This is a genomic window from Salmonella sp. 32070601201500089SM (genome assembly GCF_017573605.1).
GTDB lineage: Bacteria > Pseudomonadota > Gammaproteobacteria > Enterobacterales > Enterobacteriaceae > Salmonella > Salmonella enterica.
This window is the reverse complement of sequence record NZ_JAGETK010000003.1, coordinates 328,842-352,302: the sequence shown is the minus strand read 5'-3', so window position 1 is coordinate 352,302 and position 23,461 is coordinate 328,842. Positions and strand designations below refer to the sequence as shown.

At 47.2% G+C, this 23,461-nt stretch carries 26 protein-coding genes, 3 tRNA genes and 5 pseudogenes; 11 read left to right on the top strand and 23 right to left on the bottom strand.

The features are described 5' to 3' along the window. Nucleotides 1–452 precede the first annotated feature (452 nt). Together cdtB and J4728_RS07650 are read left to right on the top strand one after the other, a co-directional pair. Nucleotides 453–1,271 (top strand): cytolethal distending toxin S-CDT, encoded by an 819-nt coding sequence (cdtB, locus tag J4728_RS07655; RefSeq protein WP_208211518.1) that lies wholly within the window; start codon nucleotides 453–455, stop codon nucleotides 1,269–1,271. Between the two features lie 210 nt (nucleotides 1,272–1,481). Then, nucleotides 1,482–1,859, top strand: coding sequence for a DUF1353 domain-containing protein (locus J4728_RS07650; RefSeq protein ID WP_208211516.1), 378 nt, complete (start codon nucleotides 1,482–1,484; stop codon nucleotides 1,857–1,859). Between the two features lie 177 nt (nucleotides 1,860–2,036). On the opposite strand, the gene J4728_RS07645 is transcribed toward J4728_RS07650, so the two are convergent. The 8 genes and pseudogenes from J4728_RS07645 to J4728_RS07615 all read right to left on the bottom strand — a co-directional run bounded on the left by J4728_RS07645 (nucleotide 2,037) and on the right by J4728_RS07615 (nucleotide 6,272). Beyond that, a complete protein-coding gene (locus J4728_RS07645; RefSeq protein WP_208211515.1) occupies nucleotides 2,037–2,579 on the bottom strand; it encodes a glycoside hydrolase family 108 protein in 543 nt (180 codons plus the stop codon). A 185-nt stretch (nucleotides 2,580–2,764) separates the two neighbouring features. Continuing rightward, complete coding sequence (gene artA / locus J4728_RS07640; protein WP_208211514.1) at nucleotides 2,765–3,496, bottom strand: pertussis-like toxin subunit ArtA; 732 nt, start codon at nucleotides 3,494–3,496, stop codon at nucleotides 2,765–2,767. 15 nt (nucleotides 3,497–3,511) lie between these two features. Next, nucleotides 3,512–3,931: a subtilase family AB5 toxin binding subunit gene (locus tag J4728_RS07635; protein WP_208211513.1), complete on the bottom strand. Its 420-nt coding sequence runs from the start codon at nucleotides 3,929–3,931 to the stop codon at nucleotides 3,512–3,514. Between the two features lie 105 nt (nucleotides 3,932–4,036). After that, complete coding sequence (locus tag J4728_RS07630) at nucleotides 4,037–4,447, bottom strand: subtilase family AB5 toxin binding subunit (protein WP_208211512.1); 411 nt, start codon at nucleotides 4,445–4,447, stop codon at nucleotides 4,037–4,039. Nucleotides 4,448–5,236: 789 nt separating this feature from the next. Next, nucleotides 5,237–5,320 (bottom strand): annotated as a pseudogene (locus J4728_RS24090) (tail fiber assembly protein); the annotation flags it as partial. Continuing rightward, nucleotides 5,318–5,611: pseudogene (locus tag J4728_RS07625) on the bottom strand (replication protein); the annotation flags it as partial. The pseudogenes J4728_RS07625 and J4728_RS24090, both read right to left, overlap by 3 nt. A gap of 84 nt (nucleotides 5,612–5,695) precedes the next feature. After that, entirely contained in the window at nucleotides 5,696–6,070 is a 375-nt protein-coding gene (locus J4728_RS07620) for a CII family transcriptional regulator (RefSeq protein ID WP_001538023.1), read from the bottom strand. After that, complete coding sequence (locus tag J4728_RS07615) at nucleotides 6,036–6,272, bottom strand: transcriptional regulator (protein ID WP_000869364.1); 237 nt, start codon at nucleotides 6,270–6,272, stop codon at nucleotides 6,036–6,038. Before J4728_RS07615 ends, J4728_RS07620 begins: the two co-directional genes overlap by 35 nt. 129 nt (nucleotides 6,273–6,401) lie before the next feature. Here J4728_RS07615 and J4728_RS07610 point away from each other — a divergent pair, with 129 nt between their 5' ends. The 6 genes and pseudogenes from J4728_RS07610 to J4728_RS07590 all read left to right on the top strand — a co-directional run. Beyond that, nucleotides 6,402–6,806 (top strand): transcriptional regulator, encoded by a 405-nt coding sequence (locus J4728_RS07610; protein WP_001009038.1) that lies wholly within the window; start codon nucleotides 6,402–6,404, stop codon nucleotides 6,804–6,806. A 250-nt stretch (nucleotides 6,807–7,056) separates the two neighbouring features. Further along, a pseudogene (locus J4728_RS23900) lies at nucleotides 7,057–7,212 on the top strand (hypothetical protein); the annotation flags it as partial. Next, nucleotides 7,205–7,363 carry a YdaE family protein gene (locus J4728_RS07605; RefSeq protein ID WP_000917564.1) on the top strand — a complete coding sequence of 53 codons (159 nt, stop codon included), beginning with the start codon at nucleotides 7,205–7,207 and terminating at the stop codon, nucleotides 7,361–7,363. The pseudogene J4728_RS23900 and the gene J4728_RS07605, both read left to right, overlap by 8 nt. A 21-nt stretch (nucleotides 7,364–7,384) precedes the next feature. Continuing rightward, a complete protein-coding gene (locus J4728_RS07600; protein WP_001669126.1) occupies nucleotides 7,385–7,735 on the top strand; it encodes a hypothetical protein in 351 nt (116 codons plus the stop codon). Nucleotides 7,736–7,861: 126 nt separating this feature from the next. Further along, a pseudogene (locus tag J4728_RS07595) lies at nucleotides 7,862–8,320 on the top strand (RecE family exodeoxyribonuclease); the annotation flags it as partial. Next, a pseudogene (locus J4728_RS07590) lies at nucleotides 8,320–8,607 on the top strand (integrase); the annotation flags it as partial. The pseudogenes J4728_RS07595 and J4728_RS07590, both read left to right, overlap by 1 nt. A 107-nt stretch (nucleotides 8,608–8,714) precedes the next feature. On the opposite strand, the gene J4728_RS07585 reads toward J4728_RS07590, so the two are convergent. From J4728_RS07585 to uvrY, 6 genes are all read right to left on the bottom strand, one after another. Beyond that, nucleotides 8,715–8,801, bottom strand: a tRNA-Leu gene (locus tag J4728_RS07585). Between the two features lie 11 nt (nucleotides 8,802–8,812). Next, nucleotides 8,813–8,886: transfer RNA gene (locus tag J4728_RS07580), tRNA-Cys, on the bottom strand. 52 nt (nucleotides 8,887–8,938) lie between these two features. Continuing rightward, nucleotides 8,939–9,014: transfer RNA gene (locus J4728_RS07575), tRNA-Gly, on the bottom strand. A 151-nt stretch (nucleotides 9,015–9,165) separates the two neighbouring features. Next, a complete protein-coding gene (gene pgsA, locus J4728_RS07570) occupies nucleotides 9,166–9,714 on the bottom strand; it encodes a CDP-diacylglycerol--glycerol-3-phosphate 3-phosphatidyltransferase (protein WP_001160192.1) in 549 nt (182 codons plus the stop codon). A gap of 56 nt (nucleotides 9,715–9,770) precedes the next feature. Further along, nucleotides 9,771–11,603 (bottom strand): excinuclease ABC subunit UvrC, encoded by a 1,833-nt coding sequence (uvrC, locus tag J4728_RS07565; protein ID WP_001289464.1) that lies wholly within the window; start codon nucleotides 11,601–11,603, stop codon nucleotides 9,771–9,773. Further along, a complete protein-coding gene (uvrY, locus tag J4728_RS07560) occupies nucleotides 11,600–12,256 on the bottom strand; it encodes a UvrY/SirA/GacA family response regulator transcription factor (protein ID WP_000611323.1) in 657 nt (218 codons plus the stop codon). The genes uvrC and uvrY overlap by 4 nt, the downstream gene beginning before the upstream one ends. Nucleotides 12,257–12,567: 311 nt before the next feature. Here uvrY and J4728_RS07555 point away from each other — a divergent pair, with 311 nt between their 5' ends. Continuing rightward, nucleotides 12,568–12,723 carry a hypothetical protein gene (locus tag J4728_RS07555; RefSeq protein WP_000546186.1) on the top strand — a complete coding sequence of 52 codons (156 nt, stop codon included), beginning with the start codon at nucleotides 12,568–12,570 and terminating at the stop codon, nucleotides 12,721–12,723. Then, entirely contained in the window at nucleotides 12,720–12,944 is a 225-nt protein-coding gene (locus J4728_RS07550) for a DUF2594 family protein (RefSeq protein ID WP_000106483.1), read from the top strand. Before J4728_RS07555 ends, J4728_RS07550 begins: the two co-directional genes overlap by 4 nt. 66 nt (nucleotides 12,945–13,010) lie before the next feature. Here the strand turns inward: J4728_RS07550 and sdiA are convergent, their stop codons facing one another. The 9 genes from sdiA to J4728_RS07505 form a co-directional block, all read right to left on the bottom strand. Then, nucleotides 13,011–13,733, bottom strand: coding sequence for a transcriptional regulator SdiA (gene sdiA / locus J4728_RS07545; protein ID WP_001157167.1), 723 nt, complete (start codon nucleotides 13,731–13,733; stop codon nucleotides 13,011–13,013). Between the two features lie 232 nt (nucleotides 13,734–13,965). Continuing rightward, nucleotides 13,966–14,718 carry an L-cystine ABC transporter ATP-binding protein TcyN gene (gene tcyN, locus J4728_RS07540; RefSeq protein ID WP_208211510.1) on the bottom strand — a complete coding sequence of 251 codons (753 nt, stop codon included), beginning with the start codon at nucleotides 14,716–14,718 and terminating at the stop codon, nucleotides 13,966–13,968. After that, nucleotides 14,715–15,383 (bottom strand): cystine ABC transporter permease, encoded by a 669-nt coding sequence (gene tcyL / locus J4728_RS07535; RefSeq protein WP_001158238.1) that lies wholly within the window; start codon nucleotides 15,381–15,383, stop codon nucleotides 14,715–14,717. Before tcyL ends, tcyN begins: the two co-directional genes overlap by 4 nt. A 20-nt stretch (nucleotides 15,384–15,403) precedes the next feature. Beyond that, nucleotides 15,404–16,390, bottom strand: coding sequence for a D-cysteine desulfhydrase (gene dcyD / locus J4728_RS07530; RefSeq protein WP_023250255.1), 987 nt, complete (start codon nucleotides 16,388–16,390; stop codon nucleotides 15,404–15,406). Nucleotides 16,391–16,543: 153 nt separating this feature from the next. Beyond that, nucleotides 16,544–17,344, bottom strand: a complete 801-nt coding sequence (gene tcyJ, locus J4728_RS07525) for a cystine ABC transporter substrate-binding protein (RefSeq protein ID WP_000761634.1) — start codon at nucleotides 17,342–17,344, stop codon at nucleotides 16,544–16,546. A gap of 146 nt (nucleotides 17,345–17,490) precedes the next feature. Beyond that, nucleotides 17,491–18,042: a flagella biosynthesis regulatory protein FliZ gene (gene fliZ, locus J4728_RS07520; RefSeq protein ID WP_000218080.1), complete on the bottom strand. Its 552-nt coding sequence runs from the start codon at nucleotides 18,040–18,042 to the stop codon at nucleotides 17,491–17,493. A gap of 58 nt (nucleotides 18,043–18,100) precedes the next feature. Further along, nucleotides 18,101–18,820 (bottom strand): RNA polymerase sigma factor FliA, encoded by a 720-nt coding sequence (locus tag J4728_RS07515; protein ID WP_001087453.1) that lies wholly within the window; start codon nucleotides 18,818–18,820, stop codon nucleotides 18,101–18,103. Nucleotides 18,821–19,016: 196 nt separating this feature from the next. After that, nucleotides 19,017–20,222, bottom strand: coding sequence for a flagellin lysine-N-methylase (fliB, locus tag J4728_RS07510; RefSeq protein ID WP_208211509.1), 1,206 nt, complete (start codon nucleotides 20,220–20,222; stop codon nucleotides 19,017–19,019). 78 nt (nucleotides 20,223–20,300) lie between these two features. Beyond that, complete coding sequence (locus J4728_RS07505) at nucleotides 20,301–21,788, bottom strand: FliC/FljB family flagellin (protein ID WP_000079805.1); 1,488 nt, start codon at nucleotides 21,786–21,788, stop codon at nucleotides 20,301–20,303. Nucleotides 21,789–22,044: 256 nt separating this feature from the next. Here J4728_RS07505 and fliD point away from each other — a divergent pair, with 256 nt between their 5' ends. Next, complete coding sequence (gene fliD / locus J4728_RS07500) at nucleotides 22,045–23,448, top strand: flagellar filament capping protein FliD (RefSeq protein ID WP_000146802.1); 1,404 nt, start codon at nucleotides 22,045–22,047, stop codon at nucleotides 23,446–23,448. The last annotated feature ends 13 nt before the right edge of the window (nucleotides 23,449–23,461 follow it).

The window sequence follows — 23,461 nt, the reverse complement described above, 5'->3', positions numbered from 1 at the left end:
CGGAACGGACGACACTTCTCTTTATGTAACTAAATCATCAAGATACAATTATGAAAAATTCAGCAGCATGAAATTTAAATTTCATACACATTATTCATATATAATAGTCTGACCCTACTCACAGTAACAATCAATTGATTGCGTTAAATAAATATAAATTTACGTTTATATCAGACATCTATTTCAGTTTGATTTACTTTTCATAATGTATTTTGAATATTACCTTATGCTATGTATTAACAGGAAGTATACATTGCCAAGATACAATCAACAGCAATAATGTGTACGGATATTATTATGGATACAATCATCACTCAGATAAAGAATAACATTTCCAGAAAAAGAGTATGATACTGGCGAATACTAATGAAGCCATCAAGATCTACGTATTTTTATCTCATTCAGTTTAAACAAACAATCAATAATTCAGCGACTCAACAGGAGAGTAGATAATGAAAAAGAATTTTCTTCACCTTTTGATAATGATTCTTTGCAGCTATATTTCTTTTGCCTGCGCGAATATCAGCGATTACAGAGTTATGACCTGGAATCTTCAGGGTTCTTCAGCAGCCACAGAAAGTAAATGGAATGTCAGTGTCAGGCAGCTTTTAAGTGGTAATGATGGTATAGATATTCTTATGGTTCAGGAGGCCGGGGTTATACCCGCTTCAGCAGTTCCAACCGGACGACATATTCAGCCTTTTGGAATAGGCATTCCCATTGAGGAGTACACCTGGAATCTCGGAACTACCCGCCGTCAGGATATAAGATATATCTACTACTCGCGTATTGATGTTGGAGCACGCCGTGTTAATCTGGCAATAGTTTCCAGACAAAGAGCGGATAATGTTTATGTCTTGCGTCCGACAACTGTCGCATCTCGCCCCGTTATTGGTATCGGACTGGGTAATGATGTTTTTCTGACGGCGCACGCACTGGCTAATGGCGGTCCGGATGCTGCAGCAATTGTCAGATCGACCTATAACTTTTTTAATGAGTTCTCGACACGACATTTGTCCTGGTTTCTTGCCGGGGATTTTAATCGCGACCCGAACAGACTTGAAAGTGACCTGATGACTGAGCGGCTGGAAAGACTTGTATCCGTACTCGCACCGACAGAACCCACGCAAGTTGGTGGTGGTATTTTAGATTATGGGGTCATTGTCGATCGCGCCCCTTATTCACAAAGGGTTGAAGCATCACGTAATCAAACAACATCACACCTCGCTTCTGATCATTATCCTGTGGCCTTTTTAGCACAGCGTTGTTGATGAGAGGTCCATCAACAAAATTCTATGTATTCGCCATATTTATTTCCACTTATTATATTAGCAATAATAAGTGTGAGACTAAATCCGTATCATGATATCTATTAGCAGATAGTAAACAGCAGGAATAGTCAATTTTTCCCAATACAGGTAGATTTTTGTGATATGTATTCCCTAATAGTACAGCACATAGAATTAATAACAGGTGAGATTATGAGTTGTTTTACTAGTCCAGCAATAATGGAAATGTTAGGTCATTATAGATGGCGGGTTTACGAACCGTTCAGATTTTATCTCAGTAAAGATAAAAATGACGTAATTGAAGTACCAGTAGGTTTCATTACCGATCTTGCCACTGTTCCGCGTATTTTCTGGTCACTGTTGCCACCGGATGGAGAATACGCCAAAGCAGCAATCATTCACGATTACTTGTACCACTATTCACTACGTAACAGAAAAGAATCCGATCTAATATTCCTAGATGGAATGAAAGTACTCGGTGTGCCAAAATGGAAACAAACATTAATGTATCTTGCTGTAAGGATGTTTGGATGGAAATATTATGCCCCTCATACCTCACAGTCTGATTAATTTTCTCAGGTTGAGTTTCAAAATTAACAAGCTGGATATGTTATTAAAAAAGCATTGAAAGCTACTCCATTTTAAAATAGTAATTACGATTCCTAACGACTTTATCTTTTTCATCGGCAGTGGCACAAACTGTATTAATGCATCCATCGCAAACAGCATATTGCAGATTAATAAAAATTACAGTTTAACACGTTCCTTCATCCATCCGTAAATAAATGATTCATTAGCCTGACGCTGTTCAGCCAGTTCCAAATAGCGTTGCCCCTGACTACAATTTAGTGCATGAATAAGTATTATTTCACCTTCATTCCCCCGATTAGAGAGGAAAAATTTCAACGCCGACAGAGTACGTGGACCAATCTGACCATCCACTAACAAATCCGGATAAAATTTTTGTTGTTCGTTAAACACATTCAGCCAACGCTGGAACCACTTAATCGGGATTAATGGCCCCATATTTACACCCGTATCACAAAGCTCAGCAGCGACAGAGTGAGATATGATGGCGACTTGATCGAACCGCGGACCATACCAGTAATCAGCCTCAAGAATTTTTAACGCTTGATCACGGGTAAGATTTCGCATATCACCCATGTAACCATTAGCTCGCGCTGTCGTCAGGGTGATCCCCCAGTTAGTTGGACCGCCTCTGTCGTCAGAGTGATTAACGTAACCGCCCTCCCTATCGAGGATAGTCGCAAAGATTTCATCTTTAGTCATGATAGCTTCTCTCAATATTAATAAAATGCATCACCCGATTTCCATGTTTTATAATTCCATCAGGAATAGTGTCATCGACATTATAAATAATAAATAACTCTGTTCAGAAGTCAGCACCTATTAACAGCATTGAACAGACTACTGACAGTGGTCTGTTCAATTTAATGTGCAGCATACTTTAAACCTTATTTACCTGAAATGATAAATTGTATTACTGGCCTTGCATTATAAAATGACATTTTGTACACTTCAGCTTTTTTACCTCTATGTGTCTGACACACGCTATTAATTGAAAAACATGAACTTATTAACGAGCCGAATGCATCAATCCGTTGCTGTGTATTAGCCTGCGGGTCGGGGAGAAAAGGTATTACTCCAGGATTTGACACACTACTTATACTTACATAATCGGTATTTATTGTACTTGCACCATCCTTTATCTGACCTGTTGCGCTATCATAAACGAGCGCCACTGCCTTTTGAATATTCCCCGGAAAAATAGACAATACGGAAACATACTCACTTTGTAATCGTATCATGCTTTTTTCATAAGCATTAAAGTGACCACCTTTCGATTCCAGATAGTTGACGGATGGAGTCAAACTGTAGAAATTATTATCTGCGCGAATTTTATATCTGTACAGATTGCCGTTGAATGTTGAACGAGAATAGTATGATCTGGCTATAGCGTATGTTTGATTAATATCTGAGGTCATTGTAATATAACGACTATCGCTACTTCCACCAGCACATGATTCTCCACTGATCAATTTCTGCAGGTCCCGATTATACCCAAGTAGAGAGAACCCATCACGAAAAATAATATCCGGTGGATTTGAGTCCACACGATAAACAAAATCTATCGCATAGATATCAAAACTGGCTATTATTAAAGTTAGTAACATTAACTTTTGCATTATTCCACTCTCCTCTTACTTAGGCGTTGGGCCAAAGCATTCTGTTGCGCTGCATGTCGAAAATCCTATAAGGACTTTATTTGAAAATGTATCTACAAAGGATTTATATTTCCAGGCATTAACATCAAAATAAGCCATTATAGATTGTCCAGTAGCGTAAAAATACCGAGCTTGTTCCTTGAGCACTTCAAAAGAAGGAGACCATATACTCTGATTTGATACTGAGCACATAGTAACAGGAGTTCCACTACCACTACCATTAACGTTAACCAATTTTATACAAAAATAATTCCCATTATCTACCTGGCCAACGTGTAACTCGGTAATAACCCTAAATTTATAATAACCATTGCGATTATCCCCCGTCCACTCAGCGCTGGCGTTGAAAGAACAAATGAGGATTAATAACGCACAAACAGAAATGATTTTTTGCATAATACTCTCCTTACTTAGCCAAAAATATTTAAAAGCAGGAATTACTATTACGAACAAACTATTAGTTTCAATTCATATATGATGACATCCTTAATAGCCAGGAACTCACTTTCCAGGTCCGAAACATTCAGATGCACCACATGAAGAAAGTCCAACAAGTGCATTGGATGATAACGCCGCCTTAAAGGATTGATTGTTCCAGACATTTGGTTCAACATACACTCTTATAGATTGCCCTGTAATATAAAAATGCCTTGCCTGCTCTAACATAGTATTAAATGAATGTAACCATTTAGAATCATTTGAAATTGCACATGCTATAACCGGTGTCCCTCCTCCTGATTTTTTAACTGATTTTATGCAAAAATATGTACCACTGTTAAACTGACCGACATGAAAACCAGAAATAACCTCATCAGAATAATAGCTTATAGAACTATCTCCTGTCCATTCAGCCCATGAACTCAAAGGGCATGCTGCAATTAACAAAGCACAGACAGATACAATCTTTTTCATATTAACACCTCACCCCTATATAAACAGAACGATATTTTTATTTGTTTATTGTATATCTATCTTGTTCTATTAGATTTAAACAAAACTATCATAACTTACTTCAACAAAGAGTCACTAAACAGACTCCTCTCTTTTCATGTGAAGAATAACCGCTTATACTATTCAACGCATCAACGCACATAAAGCTTTCACAGCAAATAATAAGCAAGATCTATCCCCATTATTAAAAATCGTTACTAACACTTTTATTCTCATAAAGTCAATAACAAAAAATCAATTAACCCATTGTAATAATGAGTACCTATGACAACCATCTAATACTTTAATTATTAAGTACTCAGACAAACCACAACCTATAGCAAGAAAATAATTATATTATTTCCATAATAACACCCAATGAAAAACGAGAAAATTAAAACTCAAATTACAATAATTAACAAAAAACATAATTCAGTATAAAATTAAATATATGTTCAACTACTATAAAAATCTCCCTATCAGAACAATAATATTGTTTAATCAACTGAAGAAAAGTGTAATTGACATGTAAAAATATAGTTGAGAAAATCCCCCTTTACAGGAGGAAATATCAAGAGAATTAAAGAAATACGCATAGTATTAAGCTTTGTATTACTGGCATCATTTTCAACCCTCGCGCTGGCTTATTTTTGTGCAATGAATCCAGAGGTAACACTCCAGGAATGCGCAAAAATATGCGCTGGCGCAGGGGTCATGGGTATTCCAGGTTACCTGTAATACCTTTAAACAAGAAAGAGCTTTATTAACTTGTTAGTTTCGCCTCGCCGGCCAGTCAGGATTTGAGGTATCAACCCGGTTTACCAGTACCCTGTATTTCTTCCATTCGTCGATACGATAGGCAAGACTCAGCACCGCTTCGGATACGTGCTTTACCTTCAGTGCTGTCTTATCTGCAATGAGGCTGTTGGCAATACGATCTGATTTTTTCGACCAGCCATAAGTCAGCCGGATAATCGCATTCAAAACACGGAACTCACGCCCCGATAGTTCAACGATACACAAGGCGTCCTGGATCTGATTAGCTAAACGTAAATAGCCATTTTCCAGATCAGCCATACGGCACTCCTGTTGCGTCGGTACCGGCGCAGGGAATTTGTATATTTCAGCGGTATTTGACATACTCATCTCCGCAATTACCTACCGTTTTTGCACCAGAAAGCCGTTGGTGACCCCTCACCGCGGCTTTCGCCTTTTTGGTTGCTGTCATTTTCAGTCCCACCCCAGCGCATCCGGCCTGGCTCGTTCAGCCTTTAGCCCGGCATCAGCGAGAATCTCTACAGCTGTGAGATAGTTTCTGGATACCAGTACCGCCTCAGGTGGCGCGGCCTGAATCCCAAGAAAAGCCAGCTCTTTCGCCATGTTGCAGAAATATCCCTCAGCTTTACGCCTGCTGACTGTCGACTCGCTGATGCCCATATGCTCGGCGTATGATTTCTGCCCTACTGATGCAAGCCGGTTGAGCAGGACACTCTCTATCTCAACCGGGTTGATTTCTGGTGGGTCTAACTTTCGTGCAATTGCGTTCTCCATGGGTAAATATCCTCTATGGTTATTTGGCTGATGCCTCTTGGCTTGGTAAGCCATCGGTTGGGTTTGGGTAGAGATCAGGACGCAGTTCGTGTGGGGTGACTTTCCAGTCAATAGCTCTTGCCACTCGAACTACAAGTTCGCCGGGAACTTTGTTTTTAAACCAGCCGTTAACGGTCTGAGCACGGCGACCAAGTCGGCGTCCCAACTCAGCCTGGCTACACACGGAAAGGATCTTGCGTTGAACAGTTACTTTCATTGGTCGGTCTCATTGAGTGAAGATACAACCAATTATTCAAATTTAATCGATACTGTCAAATTATTTCGATAGTCATACCTACAGAAAAAATCTGTATAATGAAACCATGTAATTGTGCGAGAACGAAAAATGAACTTTGGAGAGCGTTTACAAAGAGTGCTTAATGAGACTGGGATCACCCAATCTGAGTTAGGTCGTAGAGTCGGCGCTACCTCTCAATCAGTTAATGGTTGGTGTCAGTCCGGCATTCTTCCCCGAAAAGATATCTTAGAGTTGTTACCTAAGGCCACGGGTAAGCCGTTGTATTGGTTCTTCATGGAGGATGATGAGGAATCGGATGTGCCTGAACGTCTAACACAAGGTGGTCCAACAGATCTCAATGACCGACAAAAGCGGCTCTTAGAAATATTTGATCAGCTACCGACTGTTGAACAAGACCGTTTTATTGAGCTGGCAGGCACCAGACTTCAAGAACTAGACGATTTCATGGCTGAATACCAAAGACGCAGAAAAATCGAGCCTCCTTCTCGCTAAACCAGCTTTAAAACTACTAACCGCCTTAACTGGCGGTTTTTTTATGTCATTAATTCACCCACATCTCGCTTTCTTAATCTTCCCTGTAAAATTAATCATCAAATTTAATTGACATGTATCGATTTAATCGATAATACTTAACCTATCAAACGCAGCAACGAGTCATCAAGGCAGGACGCCCACGAAGTAGCCGCCCGGGGCATACGAAGACCGGGATGAGATGGCAAGGTTAACGCGCAGCAGGTGATAAACGTTCCGCTGGCCGGCGATAAGGCAAACGAGGGTGAGAATGATTGATTTCGCACGTAAACCAGCTCGACAGCAGGCTGTCCCGCTCAACCGGATTGAGGTTTTAATCCGCCGCCTCTGCTACCTGCTGGCGCAGAAAGGAGATCCGGATGCTTAAACAATGCGGTTACTGCCGCAAATCCATTGATGAAGGCAAAGAAGTAAAAAACACACTTCTCTATCGCAACGGCTCGCAACTGGCGAGCAAAGAAAAGGAATATTGTTCCAGGCAGTGTGCTGAATACGACCAGATGGCGCACGAAAGTTAAATAGTAGATCCGAAATATGAAATGAAAAATTCGCCATTAATTTGGCGTGGCTTCATACACCCTGAATTTAAGACTGGAGAAATTATGGAAATCGTAAAAATCGAAATGAACCTGAAAGCAGTTAATAAGAGCATTGCTTTATTCAATTGCGAAAAGAGAGTCTCAGGCGTTATTCACTCAAATTCAACTGGCGAAACCACTGTGATTCTCGACGGTGGATATGTACTCGGAAAGTTCGACAGTCCTCATTGTGCTGTAAAAGCCATTTCGCTGCTCACAGTCAAGGTAAGTGATGGAGAACAAGCAGGGTTTGGTAATTACCGAAGTTACAAGCTTGATTACTCAGAAAAATTTTATCAGACCATCCATTAAGAAAACGCCCACCGAAGCGGGCGTGCCCTGTCCGGTCCAACCGACCAAAGCGAACCGGACCTAACAACCAGATATATCGGGGTGCTGTTAAGGCACCTCCATTCTACACGAATTGAGGACAAAACAATGAGTGGAACTAATCCTGTATTTTTAGTCCGCAAAGCAAAGAAATCATCAGGCCAGAAAGACGCTGTACTCTGGTGCAGTGATGATTTTGAAGCGGCAAATGCAACACTGGATTATCTTCTGATTAAATCCGGTGCGAAGCTGAAAGATTATTTCAAAGCTGTCGCTACTAATTTCCCTGTCGTTAACGAGCTGCCGCCGGAAGGCGAACTGAGCCTCACTTTCTGCGATTACTATCAACTCGCTAAAGACAATATGACCTGGACGCAAATCCCCGGCGTCACCCTGCCATCATCTGAAGCCGCCGCCGCGGCGCGCCAGCATATCGTCGATGGTGTTGATACCGAAACAGGCGAAGTGCTGGAAGACCACACCGAAAATTTTGGTAACGAAAGCAACAGCCCTGCCCAGGCAACAGCCCCAGCCCCCGAGCTGACTGTTGTCGCAACTATGCCTCTCCCCTCAACGATGGGATGAGCAGCCTGTTTATTCTTCATCAACCCTCTGGGCACAAATACACCAGGGATGGCTTCAACAGCCGATGGAGAAAAGCCAAAGAAGAAGCGCGGATCAAATACCCACACTTGAGTTTTGACTTCACATTTCATGACCTGAAAGCGAAAGGTATCTCAGACCTGCAAGGGAACATTTACGATAAACAAGCTATCTCAGGACATAAAAACGTGGAGCAAACAGCACGGTATGATCGCAAAATTGCTGTCGTTCCGGTCGTCGGTGGTCAATAAAATATTATGAAGTGATATTATGAAACAGCAGATTTCTGGCATAAAAAAACCACCCGTAGGTGGTTTACACGACACTGCTTATCATTGATTTTATTCTATTTTTCCCATGGTACCCGGAGCGGGACTTGAACCCGCACAGCGCGAACGCCGAGGGATTTTAAATCCCTTGTGTCTACCGATTCCACCATCCGGGCTCGGGAAAAATTGGAGGCGCGTTCCGGAGTCGAACCGGACTAGACGGATTTGCAATCCGCTACATAACCGCTTTGTTAACGCGCCAAATTTTTTTTGCTTTTCAGCCAGCATCCGCTTTACGCCAATGCTTTTAAACTGGAGCGGGAAACGAGACTCGAACTCGCGACCCCGACCTTGGCAAGGTCGTGCTCTACCAACTGAGCTATTCCCGCAGTATCAAGCAACTTTGTTAATCACTTGATTTTGTTATCGTCTGGCAATCAGTGCTGCCGTTCGATGCGTTGCATTCTACTTACCTGACGCACTGAGTCAACGATATTTTTCGTCACTCACGATCGTTTGCTGAAATTTGCGGCGAAACGATCACTGATCAAGCAAATCTCCGCGTGCAGCGCTCAAATATTGCAACATGGACCACAACGTTAGCACTGCTGCGACAAAGAAAAGCGCGATCCCGGCATACTCTACCCAGATATTCGGACGCCACAAGAGCCACGCCAGCGCCACCATCTGTGCGGTAGTTTTGACTTTACCGATCCAGGAGACCGCTACACTACTGCGTTTGCCCAGCTCCGCCATCCATTCACGCAGAGCAGAGATAATAATTTCGCGGGCTATCATCGTCGCCGCAGGTAACGTCACCCACCAGCTATGATAATGCTCGGTGACCAGCACCATGGCGATCGCCACCAGCACCTTGTCGGCGACGGGGTCGAGGAAAGCGCCGAAACGCGTACTCTGGTTCCAACGTCGCGCCAGAAAGCCGTCAAACCAGTCGGTAATAGCGGCAATACAGAAAATCAGCGCGCTGACCATCGGCGCCCAGGCGAACGGCAAATAAAACACCACGACAAAGAATGGAATCAGGATGACGCGAAACAGCGTGAGCAACGTAGGGATATTAAATTGCATAGTGACGGGTAACTATCTGTTGTCAGTGAAATTACCCCTATGTTGCTACAGTGGCCTCAATGTTTCAACGACCAGAAGATCTTTTCTGCCAGACCTTGCGAAATACCCGGCACTTTTGCAATTTCTTCTACGCTGGCGTTACGTAGTCCTTGCAAACCGCCCATATATTTCAGCAGCATCTGGCGACGTTTAGGCCCAACGCCTTCAATAGTTTCCAGCGTACTGGTATTTTTAACCTTCGCGCGTTTTTTACGGTGCCCGCCGATCGCGTGATCGTGCGACTCATCGCGAATATGCTGAATAACATGTAGCGCCGGCGAGTCCGGCGGCAGGCTAAACCCCTCGCCTTCCGGTTCAAAAAAGAGTGTTTCCAGACCGGCCTTTCTGTCCGCGCCTTTGGCGACGCCAAGCAGCAAAGGGCGATGCTTATCCCAGGGGACATCCAGCTCAGCAAAAACGGCTTTCGCCTGGGCGAGCTGCCCTTTTCCGCCGTCGATCAGAATAACATCCGGAATCTTACTTTCTTCTATAGCCTTGCCATAACGCCGACGTAGCACCTGATTCATCGCCGCGTAGTCATCACCCGGCGTGATGCCCGCGATATTATAACGACGATACTCGGCGCGTAACGGCCCGTTAGCGTCAAATACCACACAGGATGCGACCGTTTGCTCCCCCATGGTATGGCTGATGTCAAAACATTCCATCCGCTTGATCGCAGGAAGTTTTAATACCGCCGCCAGCGCGGTCAAACGCTGCGTGATGGTGGACTGCTGCGAGAGTTTAGTGATTAAGGCCGTTGCCGCGTTGGTCCGCGCCAGCTTGAGATAACGGGCGCGATCGCCGCGCGGTTTTGTCTGGACATGAATACGCCGTCCGGCAAGTTCCGACAACGAATCGGCCAGCAGCGTTTTATCACTCAGATTAAAATCGAGCAGTATCTCGCCCGGTAGCGTGCGCATCTGGCTACCCTGCAGGTAAAACTGCCCGACAAAGGTTTCCACCACTTCGCCCAGTTCCGTACCGCCAGGTACTTTTGGAAAATAGCTGCGGCTGCCCAGCACCTTACCCTGGCGAATAAACAGCACATGCACACAGGCCATACCCGCATCAAAAGCCACGCCGATAACGTCGAGATCGTCGCCCGCATTGGAGACAAACTGTTTTTCCGTGACCCGGCGTACCGCCTGGATCTGATCGCGAATACGCGCCGCCTCTTCAAATGCCAGATCCTGGCTGGCCTTTTCCATCCGGGCAATCAGCTGTGTTAAGACCTGGTCGTCCTTACCGGACAAAAACAACCGGACATACTCCACCTGTTGCGCATACTCCTCCTCGCTGACCAGTCCTGCAACGCAGGGGCCTAAACAGCGGCCAATCTGATATTGCAGGCAAGGACGCGAGCGGTTGCGATATACGCTGTTTTCGCACTGGCGGATAGGGAAAATTTTCTGTAACAGCGCCAGCGTTTCCCGCACGGCATAGCCATTAGGAAATGGGCCGAAGTACTCGCCTTTCGCATGTTTGGCGCCACGGTGCATCGCCAGACGCGGATGGGTATCGCCGCTCAGAAAAATAAAAGGATAGGATTTATCATCACGCAACAACACGTTGTAACGCGGTTGATACAACTTGATGTAATTATGCTCAAGCAGCAGCGCTTCCGTTTCGGTATGTGTTACCGTGACATCAATGTGTTGAATTTGCGCAACTAGCGCTTCGGTTTTACGCGAAGCCAGGTTGCTGCGAAAGTAGCTGGAAAGACGCTTTTTCAGGTCTTTTGCTTTACCGACATAAATAACCGTACCGCCGGCGTCATACATACGATAGACACCGGGTTGGCTGGTAACGGTTTTCAAAAACGCCTTTGCGTCAAATATTTCACTCACTGGCTTGTTAACGTCTCCGCATTACACAGGCCATGGCGGATTGCCAGGTGAGTCAGCTCAACATCACCATGAATGTTTAATTTACTGAACATACGATAGCGATAGCTGTTCACCGTTTTAGGACTGAGATTCAGCTGTTCTGAAATCTCATTGACCTTCTGACCCTTGGTGATCATCAGCATAATCTGCAACTCGCGTTCAGACAAACTGGCGAACGGCGTTTCCGTTTTTGCAGGCTCGATCTGACTGAGCGCCATCTGCTGAGCGATATCGGAGGCGATATAACGTTGTCCGGAATACACCGAACGAATAGCGCTCACCACCTCCTGAGGCGCAGCGCCTTTGCTGAGATAGCCAGCTGCGCCAGCCTGCATCACTTTGGCGGGCAACGGGTTTTCCGTATGGACGGTCAGCATGATCACTTTGATATCCGCTGTCGAGCGGGCAATTTTACGCGTCGCCTCAAGGCCGCCAATACCGGGCATGTTCATATCCATCAGCACGACGTCAACGGCGTTAGTACGGCACCATTTTACCGCATCCTCTCCGCAGCACGCTTCACCGACAACTTTAATGCCCTTTATATCTTCAAGAATGCGTCGTATCCCTGCGCGCACCAGTTCGTGGTCATCAACAAGAAGAACGTTGATCAAAGGAATATCTCCAGAATAGGGATAACGCTACTGATAGTTAATCGCCCTTATATTAGCTGGTTTTATCTCAACTTTGAAACGTAAAAAAACACCGGGTATTCGATTTTGCTCTCGTTTTTGGAAATTATGTTGTACGTCGTGTGGCAACTGCCAACGTTGTAGCCCCTTCTGACAGCGCTGTCCCGGGCTGCTATTTCATAATGGTGACAAAAATTTCACGTTCCGCTGTCTAAACACTAATTAGGGAATCAACTTTGTAACAATAATTAACGAGTAAAATACGCGTAATAAACAAAGAATGAAGAAAATATATGCATCACGCGGCAACGTTTATTTTGTGGGTAACCCCTCCGCTTTTTGATCAAAAAACAACCACTGCTATTTTTAGCGTAGCTTATGGTATACTCCGCCGCCTTAACATCTGCTATCGCACATTTTCACTGAAACATAACGAGGAAAATAAATGAGTACGCCTGATTTTTCCACCGCTGAGAATAATCAAGAACTGGCTACTGAAGTCAACTGCCTGAAAGCCATGTTAACGCTGATGCTGCAGGCGATGGGCCAGGCCGATGCAGGGCGCGTGATTCTTAAAATGGAAAAACAGATCGCGCAGATGGATGATGAAGCACAAGCGGCGGTATTTTCCAGTACGGTTAAGCAAATTAAACAGGCTTACCGCCAGTAGTAAAAAACCGGCTGTTAGCATCGCTTTCAGCCGGTTTCGCGTCTGGCGCGAAGCATCGTCAGCACGTCATATCAGACCTGTCGCCGCAGCGTAGCAGGCAATCTGTGTTTTATTTGGCGCATTGAATTTCTTCTGCATGTTTTTCTGATGGAAGTTAACGGTATTTTCAGAAATCGACAGAATAATGGCGATCTCCGATGAGGTCTTCCCTTCCGCCGTCCACTTCAGAATCTCTTTCTCACGTTTACTGAAACGCATCTCAGGCGCCATCACCATGTCGTCTTCAAATCTTGTCAGCGCCGAAAGACTCTCCCGCGCCAGCAGTTGCAACCTCAGCTCCACTTCATCGTAGGTAAACGAGGAGCAGCGTAAACTGCTACGGGAGAAAGATAAAAAGCCCAGCGCCCGGTTCGGCAACATCACACACTGGGTTACGCCTCTGCGTAATCCGAAACGCTGGGCGGCATCCCACATCGCCTGCGCTTCATGAAATAGCACGTCATCCCAATGTAAATGACCTTGCCTGAAATTTTCCGGCTTTAATACCGGATCGATCGCAAAATAGTTTTCGGACTGATAATGCGTTACCCACGCCGGAGGATAAGTGGTACGAAGCGATATTTTAGGCCGGGTAAAGGGGACGGGATGACGAACACACAGGGCATAATAATCAAATTCCAGCCGCTGTGTCTGATATTGCAATTCAGTATAAACATCCTCTGCTGCCGCCATCTCCTGAAAGCGTAACAACATTGCGCGTCGCCAGGTGAAGAAATCATTTTCCTGCATATTTTATGGTCACGCCTTTGATATTGATAATCATTATTATGAATAGCTTAAATTAACACATAAATAGTGTTTATATATAAGAAATATCGGACGAAACGTAGAATACTTGAGCGGCATTACAGTTTTTTGGCTTCCGCCTGAGAGCAAGGTTAATAATCTGGCAGAATGACTTCATAATTATTCATTGCGCTCGCCCAAGGCGCGGCTAATTCGGGCGAGCGTTGAAAAGGTATTATTTCACTAAAAATTTCTCAAGGAACTGGCGGGTACGCGGATGCTGAGGATCGGCGAACAAGGTTTTCGCCGGCCCCTGCTCGACGATTTGCCCCTGATCCATAAATATTGCCCGGTCAGCCACGTCACGCGCAAAGCCCATTTCGTGAGTGACGATCACCATCGTGCGCTTTTCCTGCGCCAGCTGGCGAATCGTATTAAGCACCTCGCCGACTAATTCAGGATCAAGCGCCGACGTCGGCTCATCAAACAGAATCACTTCCGGGCGCATCGCCAGCGCACGCGCAATCGCCACGCGCTGCTGTTGCCCGCCCGACAGGCGGCGCGGATAACGGGTCTCTTTACCGGCCAACCCGACTTTGGCTAACAGTTCCCGCGCCAGCGCCGTCGCCTCAGCTTTCGGCTCTCCCTTCACAATCACCGGACCTTCAATGATATTTTCCATCACGGTACGGTGCGGGAACAGGTTAAAACTCTGAAAGACAAAGCCGACATGCTGACGTAGCTGGCGAATCAACCCTTTTTGCTGGCTGAATGGGCGGGCGGTATCGATGATAATATCGCCTACTTTAATGGTGCCCGCTTCCGGTTGTTCCAGCAGGTTAATACAGCGTAATAACGTTGTCTTCCCTGAGCCGCTCGGGCCGATAATGGCGACGACTTCTCCGGGTTTCACCTCAAGGTCGATACCGTGCAGCACCGTTTGACCATGAAATTTTTTGACCAGGTTGGTGACTTCGATAGCACTCATTTTGGCTCTCTCTCCTGGCGGTTAAGCTGGTTTTCAAAATAGTTTTGCAGTGCCGATAAGACGGTCGCCATTACCCAGTAGATTAACGACGCGGCCAGATACATGGTAAACACCTCCAGCGTTCGCGAGGTAATTAACTGCGCCTGGCGGAACAACTCCGGCACCTGAATCGTCGCGGCGAGCGACGTATCTTTCACCAGGCTGATAAAGCTGTTGCTCAACGGCGGAAGCGCGACGCGAGCCGCCTGCGGCAAAATAGCGCGACGTAGCGTTTGCCACGGCGTCATGCCAATGCTCGCCGCCGCTTCCCATTGTCCCTTGTCGATAGCCGAGATCGCCGCGCGCAGCGTCTCGGACGTGTAAGCCGCGGTATTGAGCGATAAACCAATCATCGCCGCCGGGATAGGGTCCAGCTCAATACCAAATTGCGGCAGGCCGTAATAGATCATAAATAACTGGGCGATAAGCGGCGTACCGCGAAAAATCGAGATATAAAAGCGCGCCAGCCAGCGAACCGGCCATAGCGGAGACATCCGCATCAGCGCCAGCACAAATCCCAGCAGCAGACCAAAAAACATACCGCCAATACTCAGTTGCAGGGTAAAGACGGCGCCTTTAAGCAAATACGGCAGCGATTCAATAACCAGTTGGATACTTTCTTGCATTCGCGTTGATTACCTGGAGGTTATACATGAGGATGGTAGGCAAACAGCGCAGGCGCCCCACCGGTGTGAATAAAGAGAATCGGCCCGTCATCGTTAAAGCGTTTCTGGCTGATGCCGTCTATCAGACCCGCCATCGCTTTGCCGGTATATACCGGATCCAGCAACACCCCCTCCAGGCTCGCCAGCAGTTTCACCGCCTCCATCCCCGCGTCATTTGGCACGCCGTAACCCGGGGCAAAATAGTCATCCCATAAATGAATATCCGCCGTCGCCGTCAGCGCCAGCTGACCGGCAATAGCCTGCTGCAAGGAAATCACTTTGGGTTTCTGCTCGGCGACAGAACGTGAAACGGTCACGCCAATCAGTTCGACATCCGGCATCAGATGTTCCAGCCCGACAGCTAACCCGGCGTGCGTTCCGGCGCTGCCGGAGGCCACCACCACCGAAGAGAGCCCGACGACCTCTTCACACTGCTGGGCGATTTCCAGGGCGCTCTCTACGTATCCCATTGCCCCCAGCGCGCTGGAACCGCCGACCGGAATCACATAGGGCCTGAACCCTTGCGCTTCAATGCGCGTCGCCAGCGTTTGCAGCTGCGCATCCGGATCGGTTAGCGCATCGCACATCTCAATTTGCGTATTAAATAAATCCAGTAACAGGCGATTACCATTCGTCAGGTAATTTTCCGCGGTGGTACCGATTGGATTTTCCAGCAAGGCGACGCAATGCAGTCCCAATTTGGCCGCGACTGCCGCCGTCTGACGGACATGGTTCGACTGAATCGCCCCTGCGGTTATCAGCGTATCCGCCCCTTCTCGCAGCGCGTCGGCCACCAAAAACTCCAGCTTGCGCAGTTTATTGCCGCCCATTGCAATGGGCGTAACGTCATCGCGCTTAATGTAAATCTCACGGCCAAGATAATCAGACAATCGCGGCAGGTATTCGAGCGGGGTCGGCGCGCCGATAAACTCCAGGCGAGGGAAGCGCGTTAAGTGATGTAGTGGCATTGAGCCTCCGGTAACGTTGTGGTGTGTTCTTTTTATTATGCACGTTGATCCAACGGAAATAAAAAAGGCGCCGATTAACGCGCCTCCGTTTGCTGACATAGTATGAGGTTGATATTGCCCGGCGGCGCACTGCCTGCCGGGCAACGTAGAGCATTATTGGGTCACGTCAGCGCCAAACCATTTTTCAGAGAGCGCTTTTAAGGTGCCATCTTTTTGCATTTCCGCAATGGCGTTATCTACCGCCTTCAACAAGTCTTCGTTGCCTTTACGTAACGCAACGCCGGACTCCTGACGCGAAAACGCATCACCGGTGACGGCCAGCGTACCTTTGGTTTTTTTCACCAGATCCAGCGCCGCCAGACGATCGACTAAAATCGCGTCAATACGGCCTACGCGCAGATCCTGATATTTTGTAGGATCATCGTCATAGGTACGGATATCCACGCCCTGCACATGTTGACGTAGCCACTCTTCATAGTTAGTCCCCAGCCCAACGCCGACTTTTTTGCCCTGCAGATCGGCAGCCGTTTTGATCGTGCCTTCATTGCCTTTTTTCACCAGCGCCTGAACGCCGGAGACAGTATAAGGCGTAGAGAAATCATATTTTTTCTTGCGGACGTCTGAAATCGTGACCTGGTTTATCACTACATCAATGCGTTTAGCGTCCAGCGACGCCAGTATTCCGTCCCATTTGGTCGGCTTCAACGACGCTTTAACGCCCAGATGTTTTGCCAACGCCTCGGCAAAATCGACTTCAAAACCGGTTAATTTGCCGTCTTCGCCCTGAAAGCTAAACGGCGGATAGGTACCTTCCAGCCCTACCAGCAGCGTGCCGCGTTCTTTAACTTTGTTCAGCAAACCCTCATCGGCAAAGCTCTTCGCGCTCATTCCCGCCACCAGAGCTACAGCCATTACTCCCATCAGTGCCTGACGTCCCAGCAGTGCTAATTTCATAGTAACCCCGAATATTGCCGTTAATGACCATAGACTGTGTCCCGCCATGGCGCATCGTCACGTCTCGCGAACCTTTGGGGGACTCAGCCTAATGTAGAAGGTTTGCCACGTTTCACCAACACGACTCTGCTACATCTTATGCTTTTTTAATATATATCAGAACTGGCGGTAAAGGGGGATTTCTGTCTGGGCGCAATCTGCTGATGCGCTTTATATTGCTGGTATTTACGTAGTGCGATACGGTAATTATTGGTGCTGGTTTCCGGCAACCATGGCGCCAGGCTTTCATCGAGAAAACCGTCCTGCAGCAGATCGTGGGAAATGTTTTGCTCGCTGAGGTAGTTGCCAAGACGTCGTAAACGCACGACATATTCCCGCACCGTGCCATGGCTCATCTCGGTTTGTTCAAACAAATACTGCTTGAAACCGATAATATCGAAAAAATCACTCTGCTTTTTGCAGTGCAAATCGCCGCAAAAGCGACACAGCGCCACCCACTCCTTCTGCTCCCGCTGCCAGGCAGCGTCGTCAAGTAGCATATCCAGCTGTGAAATAGCGATTTTATTAACGATCTTGCCACGGCGAACCAGCGTAATGCGGTCGAGCAGTTTGTGACAATGCGCGCAATGCGTCTGGCTGTGTTTAAAGTCTTTAAGATAGCGGCTCAAGGGCCGCCTTTTAGGTTGCTGCACCGTCATGAGAACTCCTGGTAGTCTATACGTTGTGCGGCACTTTTCGGGTGCGACCATGCGCGACCTATAACTTACCCAGTTTGGTGCGTAATCGTTTGATGGCCTGACTATGCAACTGGCTGACCCGCGATTCGCCAACTTCCAGTACCGCGCCAATCTCTTTGAGGTTGAGCTCTTCCTGGTAATACAGCGTTAACACCAGTTGCTCGCGTTCCGGCAGCGATTCAATCGCGTCCATTACCCGCTGTCGCAGGTCGCCCTCCAGCAGTTGATGTAACGGGTTTTCCTGTTGATGTTCTTCAGTCACCAGTTCGATGCTATCGCCATGCTCTTCCCGCCACTCATCGTAAGAGAAAAGTTGGCTGTTGTTGGTATCGAGCAACATCTGACGATACTCCGCAACAGGGATGCCAAGACGTTCCGCCACTTCGGTTTCCGTCGCATTACGCCCCAGTTCCTGCTCCAGTTGTCCCATCGCCTGCGCCACTTCGCGGGCATTACGCCGGACGCTACGCGGCACCCAATCGCGGCTGCGTAATTCATCCAGCATCGCCCCACGAATACGCTGCACTGCGTAAGTGGTAAATGCCGTTCCTTGCAAAGCGTCATATCGGTCGACCGCATTTAATAACCCGATGCCGCCCGCTTGTAGCAGATCGTCCAGTTCCACGCTCGCCGGCAATCGCACCTGCAGGCGCAATGCTTCGTGACGCACCAGCGGTACATAACGCTGCCACAGCGAGTGTTTATCCATTACACCTTCAGCGGTATACAGTGAATTCACGATAAACAGCCCTGCGTTAAATGAGTTATCGGCATGATTATCCGTTTCTACAGAGGGTTCTATCGAAGGAATAAGGCTATAAAAGAAGGGTTATTTCACTTATGTAACCTGTAGCACCTTTTTAGCGGCTCAAAGAGCAGAATAAAATCAGCCAGATAGGATAAACGGGATGCGCAAAAGCCCACCCCGAACAAAACTATGTCAGAAGATGAATCATCGACAGATCGTCGCCAGTACGCACCGTTTCTATATGGCGATGAAAATTCTTCGCCACCTCGCTGTTATGCTGGCTGCGGGAGTGAAAACTATACACAATATTGGTAACGTCATCCCACTCAAGCCGCCCGCGCTCATGCACGCTGGCTGCCGTTAATAGCTTAATAAAGGCATATTCCGCCACGATAATATACAGCGCGCGTAACGGGTCGACATTCGGCTGGTTGGGGAAATTATTTTCCCAAATTTTATAGAGAATTAAATTTCTGAAGGCCCAATTCTTCTGCTGCTCATCCGCCTGTAAACAGCGCGCTAATGAGGACTCAATATCGCTAACCTTCTGCTCCATTGAAATGCCCTCTTCCGCCGTCAGCACCCGCAGAAGGCACTGGATGTAGTGATCGAGGATAACACTGCCACGATTAAGCGGGAGCGAGCGGAAATAGTTCTGCATCTGCAATACCAGCGAGGTTTTTACCTTGCTATCCGGCGCGATATTCATCAACTCCTGCGCCAACACGCCGGTCTGCAACTGTTCAAGTAACGCGGCATACACCTGTTCCAGTTCGCCCAGCGCGGCATCATCAATTTTGGCAAATTTCTGCGTATACATGACGAATTTAATCAACGCATAGAGCGCGGCTTCCGTACTGCTGTTGGCATGGTTGATCAGACTCAGGCAAAACAGATTGAGTAACTTTTGCTGCGCAGGGAATAACGGCGCAGTATTGAATGTCTGCTGAATGATAGTTTTTTCGCCGAGCGCCATCGCGTCAGGATCGTTTAAAATGCGGGACGTCACCTCCGGGCAGGCAAGACTCAGGGAGTTACGTACCTCATTTTTGTAGGTATGATGCGCCCGCGGGAAAGAGGAACAGGTATGACTTAATGCCTTTGCGCCTAACGTTTTTTGTACCCGGCACAGACGGTCCTCATCCAGATAAGGGCAATTCCCCAGCGCCGAAGGCAGCTTAATTTCGCCCCAGTGGCTGTTGTTCTTTTTCAGCAGGATAATATGGTCTTGCGCGATGGTACGAATCGTCGCGTCTTTACTGGCGAGATACTTTTTAACCGTCGTCTTATCCAGCGTGATTTTCCAGCCCTTACAACAGTGGTCGCGACAGGCCGAGCCAGAACAGGAAAAGCGGGTGACAAAGGCAGGTTCAGTGACGGTGATTTCTTTCATTACACAGGCTCCGGAATTAAAAAAGGCAGCTTTCGCTGCCTTGATTGTGTACCACGTGTCGGTGAATCAATCGCCGGATTAACGCAGTAAAGAGAGGACGTTTTGCGGAACCTGGTTCGCCTGCGCCAGAACGGAGGTACCGGCCTGCTGCAGAATCTGCGCGCGAGACATGTTGGAAACTTCGGTCGCGTAGTCGGAATCTTCGATACGGCTACGGGCAGAAGTCAGGTTGTTTACGGTGTTGCCCAGGTTGGTAATAGCGGAGTTGAAACGGTTCTGTACCGCACCCAGGTCAGAACGTAACGTGTCAACCTGTGCCAAAGCAGCATCAATTTTCTGCAGCGGGTTTTCGGTGGTTGTAGCAGCCGCTTCCGCCAGATCAGGCTGTGCTTTAAAGTTGTGACCTTCGGCTTTACTTGCAGCGTAAGTTTTACCACCAATAGAAACAACTTCGGTTTTGCCGTCTGCGCCACCCAGTTTGTTTAGTGCAGTTTTGGATGTACCGTCATCTGCAGTGTATTTCGTAGTATTAATACTTATGGAACCATCTTTATTTTGAGTTGCAGAATAGTAATCATCGCCTACCTTAACTGCTAAACCACCATCAATAGTTTTACCGTTATTATCAGTATAAGACATCTTAACAACAGATGCTGTGCCGGTAACACCTGCTGCTGTCAATGCGGCTTTAGCCTCTGTCAAATCAGCATTTGCAACTTGTACATTTTTCACATCCTCAGTTGCTGTCGCAGGTAGTCCACCTGTAAGCGGGGAAGTCGCACCGCCAGCAAGAGTCACCTCACCGTTCGTCTTATCAACGGAAACTTCATAATAGCCATCTTTACCAGTTCCCCCCGTAACGGTAACTTTGGCGTAATATTTTCCAGTCGTATCATCAAATTTTAAATCGCCATCAATTTTCTGGTCAGTACCACCAAGACCAGTAGCCGAGGCTTTAAAAGTACTATTGTCTAAAGCAATCGTAGTATCGGCATATCCTGTAACAGTTGCAGCCGTATCGCTGACCTTATATTTTTGTTGCACATTCAGCGTATCCAGACCCAGGGTCTGAGAGTTGATCTGCTTCAGATCGATATCGATGGTTTCACCGTCGTTGGCACCAACCTGGATGGTCAGGGTGTTGTCCTGCGCCAGGACTTTCACGCCGTTGAACTGAGTCTGGCCGGATACACGGTCGATTTCGTTCAGGCGCTGGGTGATTTCAGCCTGGATGGAGTCGAGGTCAGACTGGGAGTTGGTGCTGTTAGCAGACTGAACCGCCAGTTCACGCACACGCTGCAGGTTGTTGTTGATTTCGTTCAGCGCGCCTTCAGTGGTCTGCGCAATGGAGATACCGTCGTTAGCGTTACGGGAAGCCTGAGTCAGACCTTTGATGTTCGCGGTGAAACGGTTAGCAATTGCCTGACCTGCCGCATCGTCTTTCGCGCTGTTGATACGCAGACCGGAAGACAGACGCTCGATAGCGGTGCCCAGAGCGGACTGGGATTTGTTCAGGTTATTCTGGGTCAACAGCGACAGGCTGTTTGTATTAATGACTTGTGCCATGATCTTTTCCTTATCAATTACAACTTGATGTTATTGGGCTGTTGCCCACGGTTTCTCACCGTAACCCTTGTATCGGCACCTGAATTTCGAACTTTAGAAAATTTTTCACTTCCCCCGATCTTTTTCTTAGGCGGCGAAATAGCCGCTTTATGCATCATTATTCCGCGCATTATTTTTGCAAAATTATCATTAAACTTTGCCTCCAGATTGCCGATAACGCGCTTAACTACTGTTTGCAATCAAAAAGGAAGAAGGCATGGCTTCAATTTCATCATTAGGTGTGGGATCAAACTTACCGTTAGACCAGTTGTTGACAGACCTGACAAAGAACGAAAAAGGACGCTTAACGCCAATTACCAAACAGCAGAGCGCGAATTCGGCAAAGCTAACCGCCTATGGCACATTGAAAAGCGCATTAGAAAAATTCCAGACGGCAAATACCGCGTTAAATAAAGCGGATTTATTTAAGTCTACCGTGGCGTCCAGCACGACGGAGGACCTCAAAGTCAGTACTACCGCTGGCGCTGCCGCAGGGACTTATAAGATTAACGTAACCCAGCTTGCCGCCGCACAGTCGCTGGCGACAAAAACCACCTTCGCAACCACCAAAGAGCAGTTGGGCGATACGTCGGTCACGTCCCGGACAATTAAAATTGAACAGCCGGGACGTAAAGAGCCGCTGGAAATTAAGCTGGATAAAGGCGACACCTCCATGGAGGCGATCCGTGACGCCATCAATGACGCCGACAGCGGTATCGCCGCCAGTATCGTTAAGGTCAAAGAGAACGAATTCCAGTTGGTGCTTACCGCCAATAGCGGTACCGACAATACGATGAAGATCACGGTGGAAGGCGATACAAAACTTAACGATCTACTCGCTTATGACAGCACCACCAATACCGGCAATATGCAAGAGCTGGTGAAAGCAGAAAACGCGAAGCTGAACGTAAACGGCATCGACATTGAGCGTCAGAGCAATACCGTAACCGACGCCCCTCAGGGAATTACGCTCACCCTGACGAAGAAAGTGACCGACGCGACCGTGACGGTAACGAAAGATGATACCAAGGCGAAAGAGGCGATTAAATCCTGGGTGGATGCCTATAACTCGCTGGTGGATACCTTTAGCTCGTTAACCAAATATACCGCCGTTGAGCCGGGCGAAGAAGCCAGCGATAAAAACGGCGCGCTGTTAGGCGATAGTGTGGTTCGTACTATCCAGACCGGGATTCGGGCACAATTTGCCAATAGCGGCAGTAATTCTGCGTTCAAAACAATGGCGGAAATTGGCATCACTCAGGATGGGACTTCCGGCAAACTGAAGATTGACGATGATAAGCTGACCAAGGTACTGAAAGATAACACGGCCGCAGCGCGTGAGCTGCTGGTAGGCGATGGTAAAGAAACGGGTATCACCACCAAAATTGCCACCGAAGTGAAAAGTTATCTGGCGGATGACGGCATTATTGATAATGCGCAGGACAACGTTAACGCCACGCTGAAAAGCCTGACAAAACAGTACCTGTCCGTTAGCAACAGCATCGATGAAACCGTTGCCCGTTACAAGGCCCAGTTTACCCAACTGGATACCATGATGAGTAAGCTGAATAACACCAGTAGTTATTTGACCCAGCAATTTACAGCTATGAACAAGTCCTGATAACAGAGGTCAC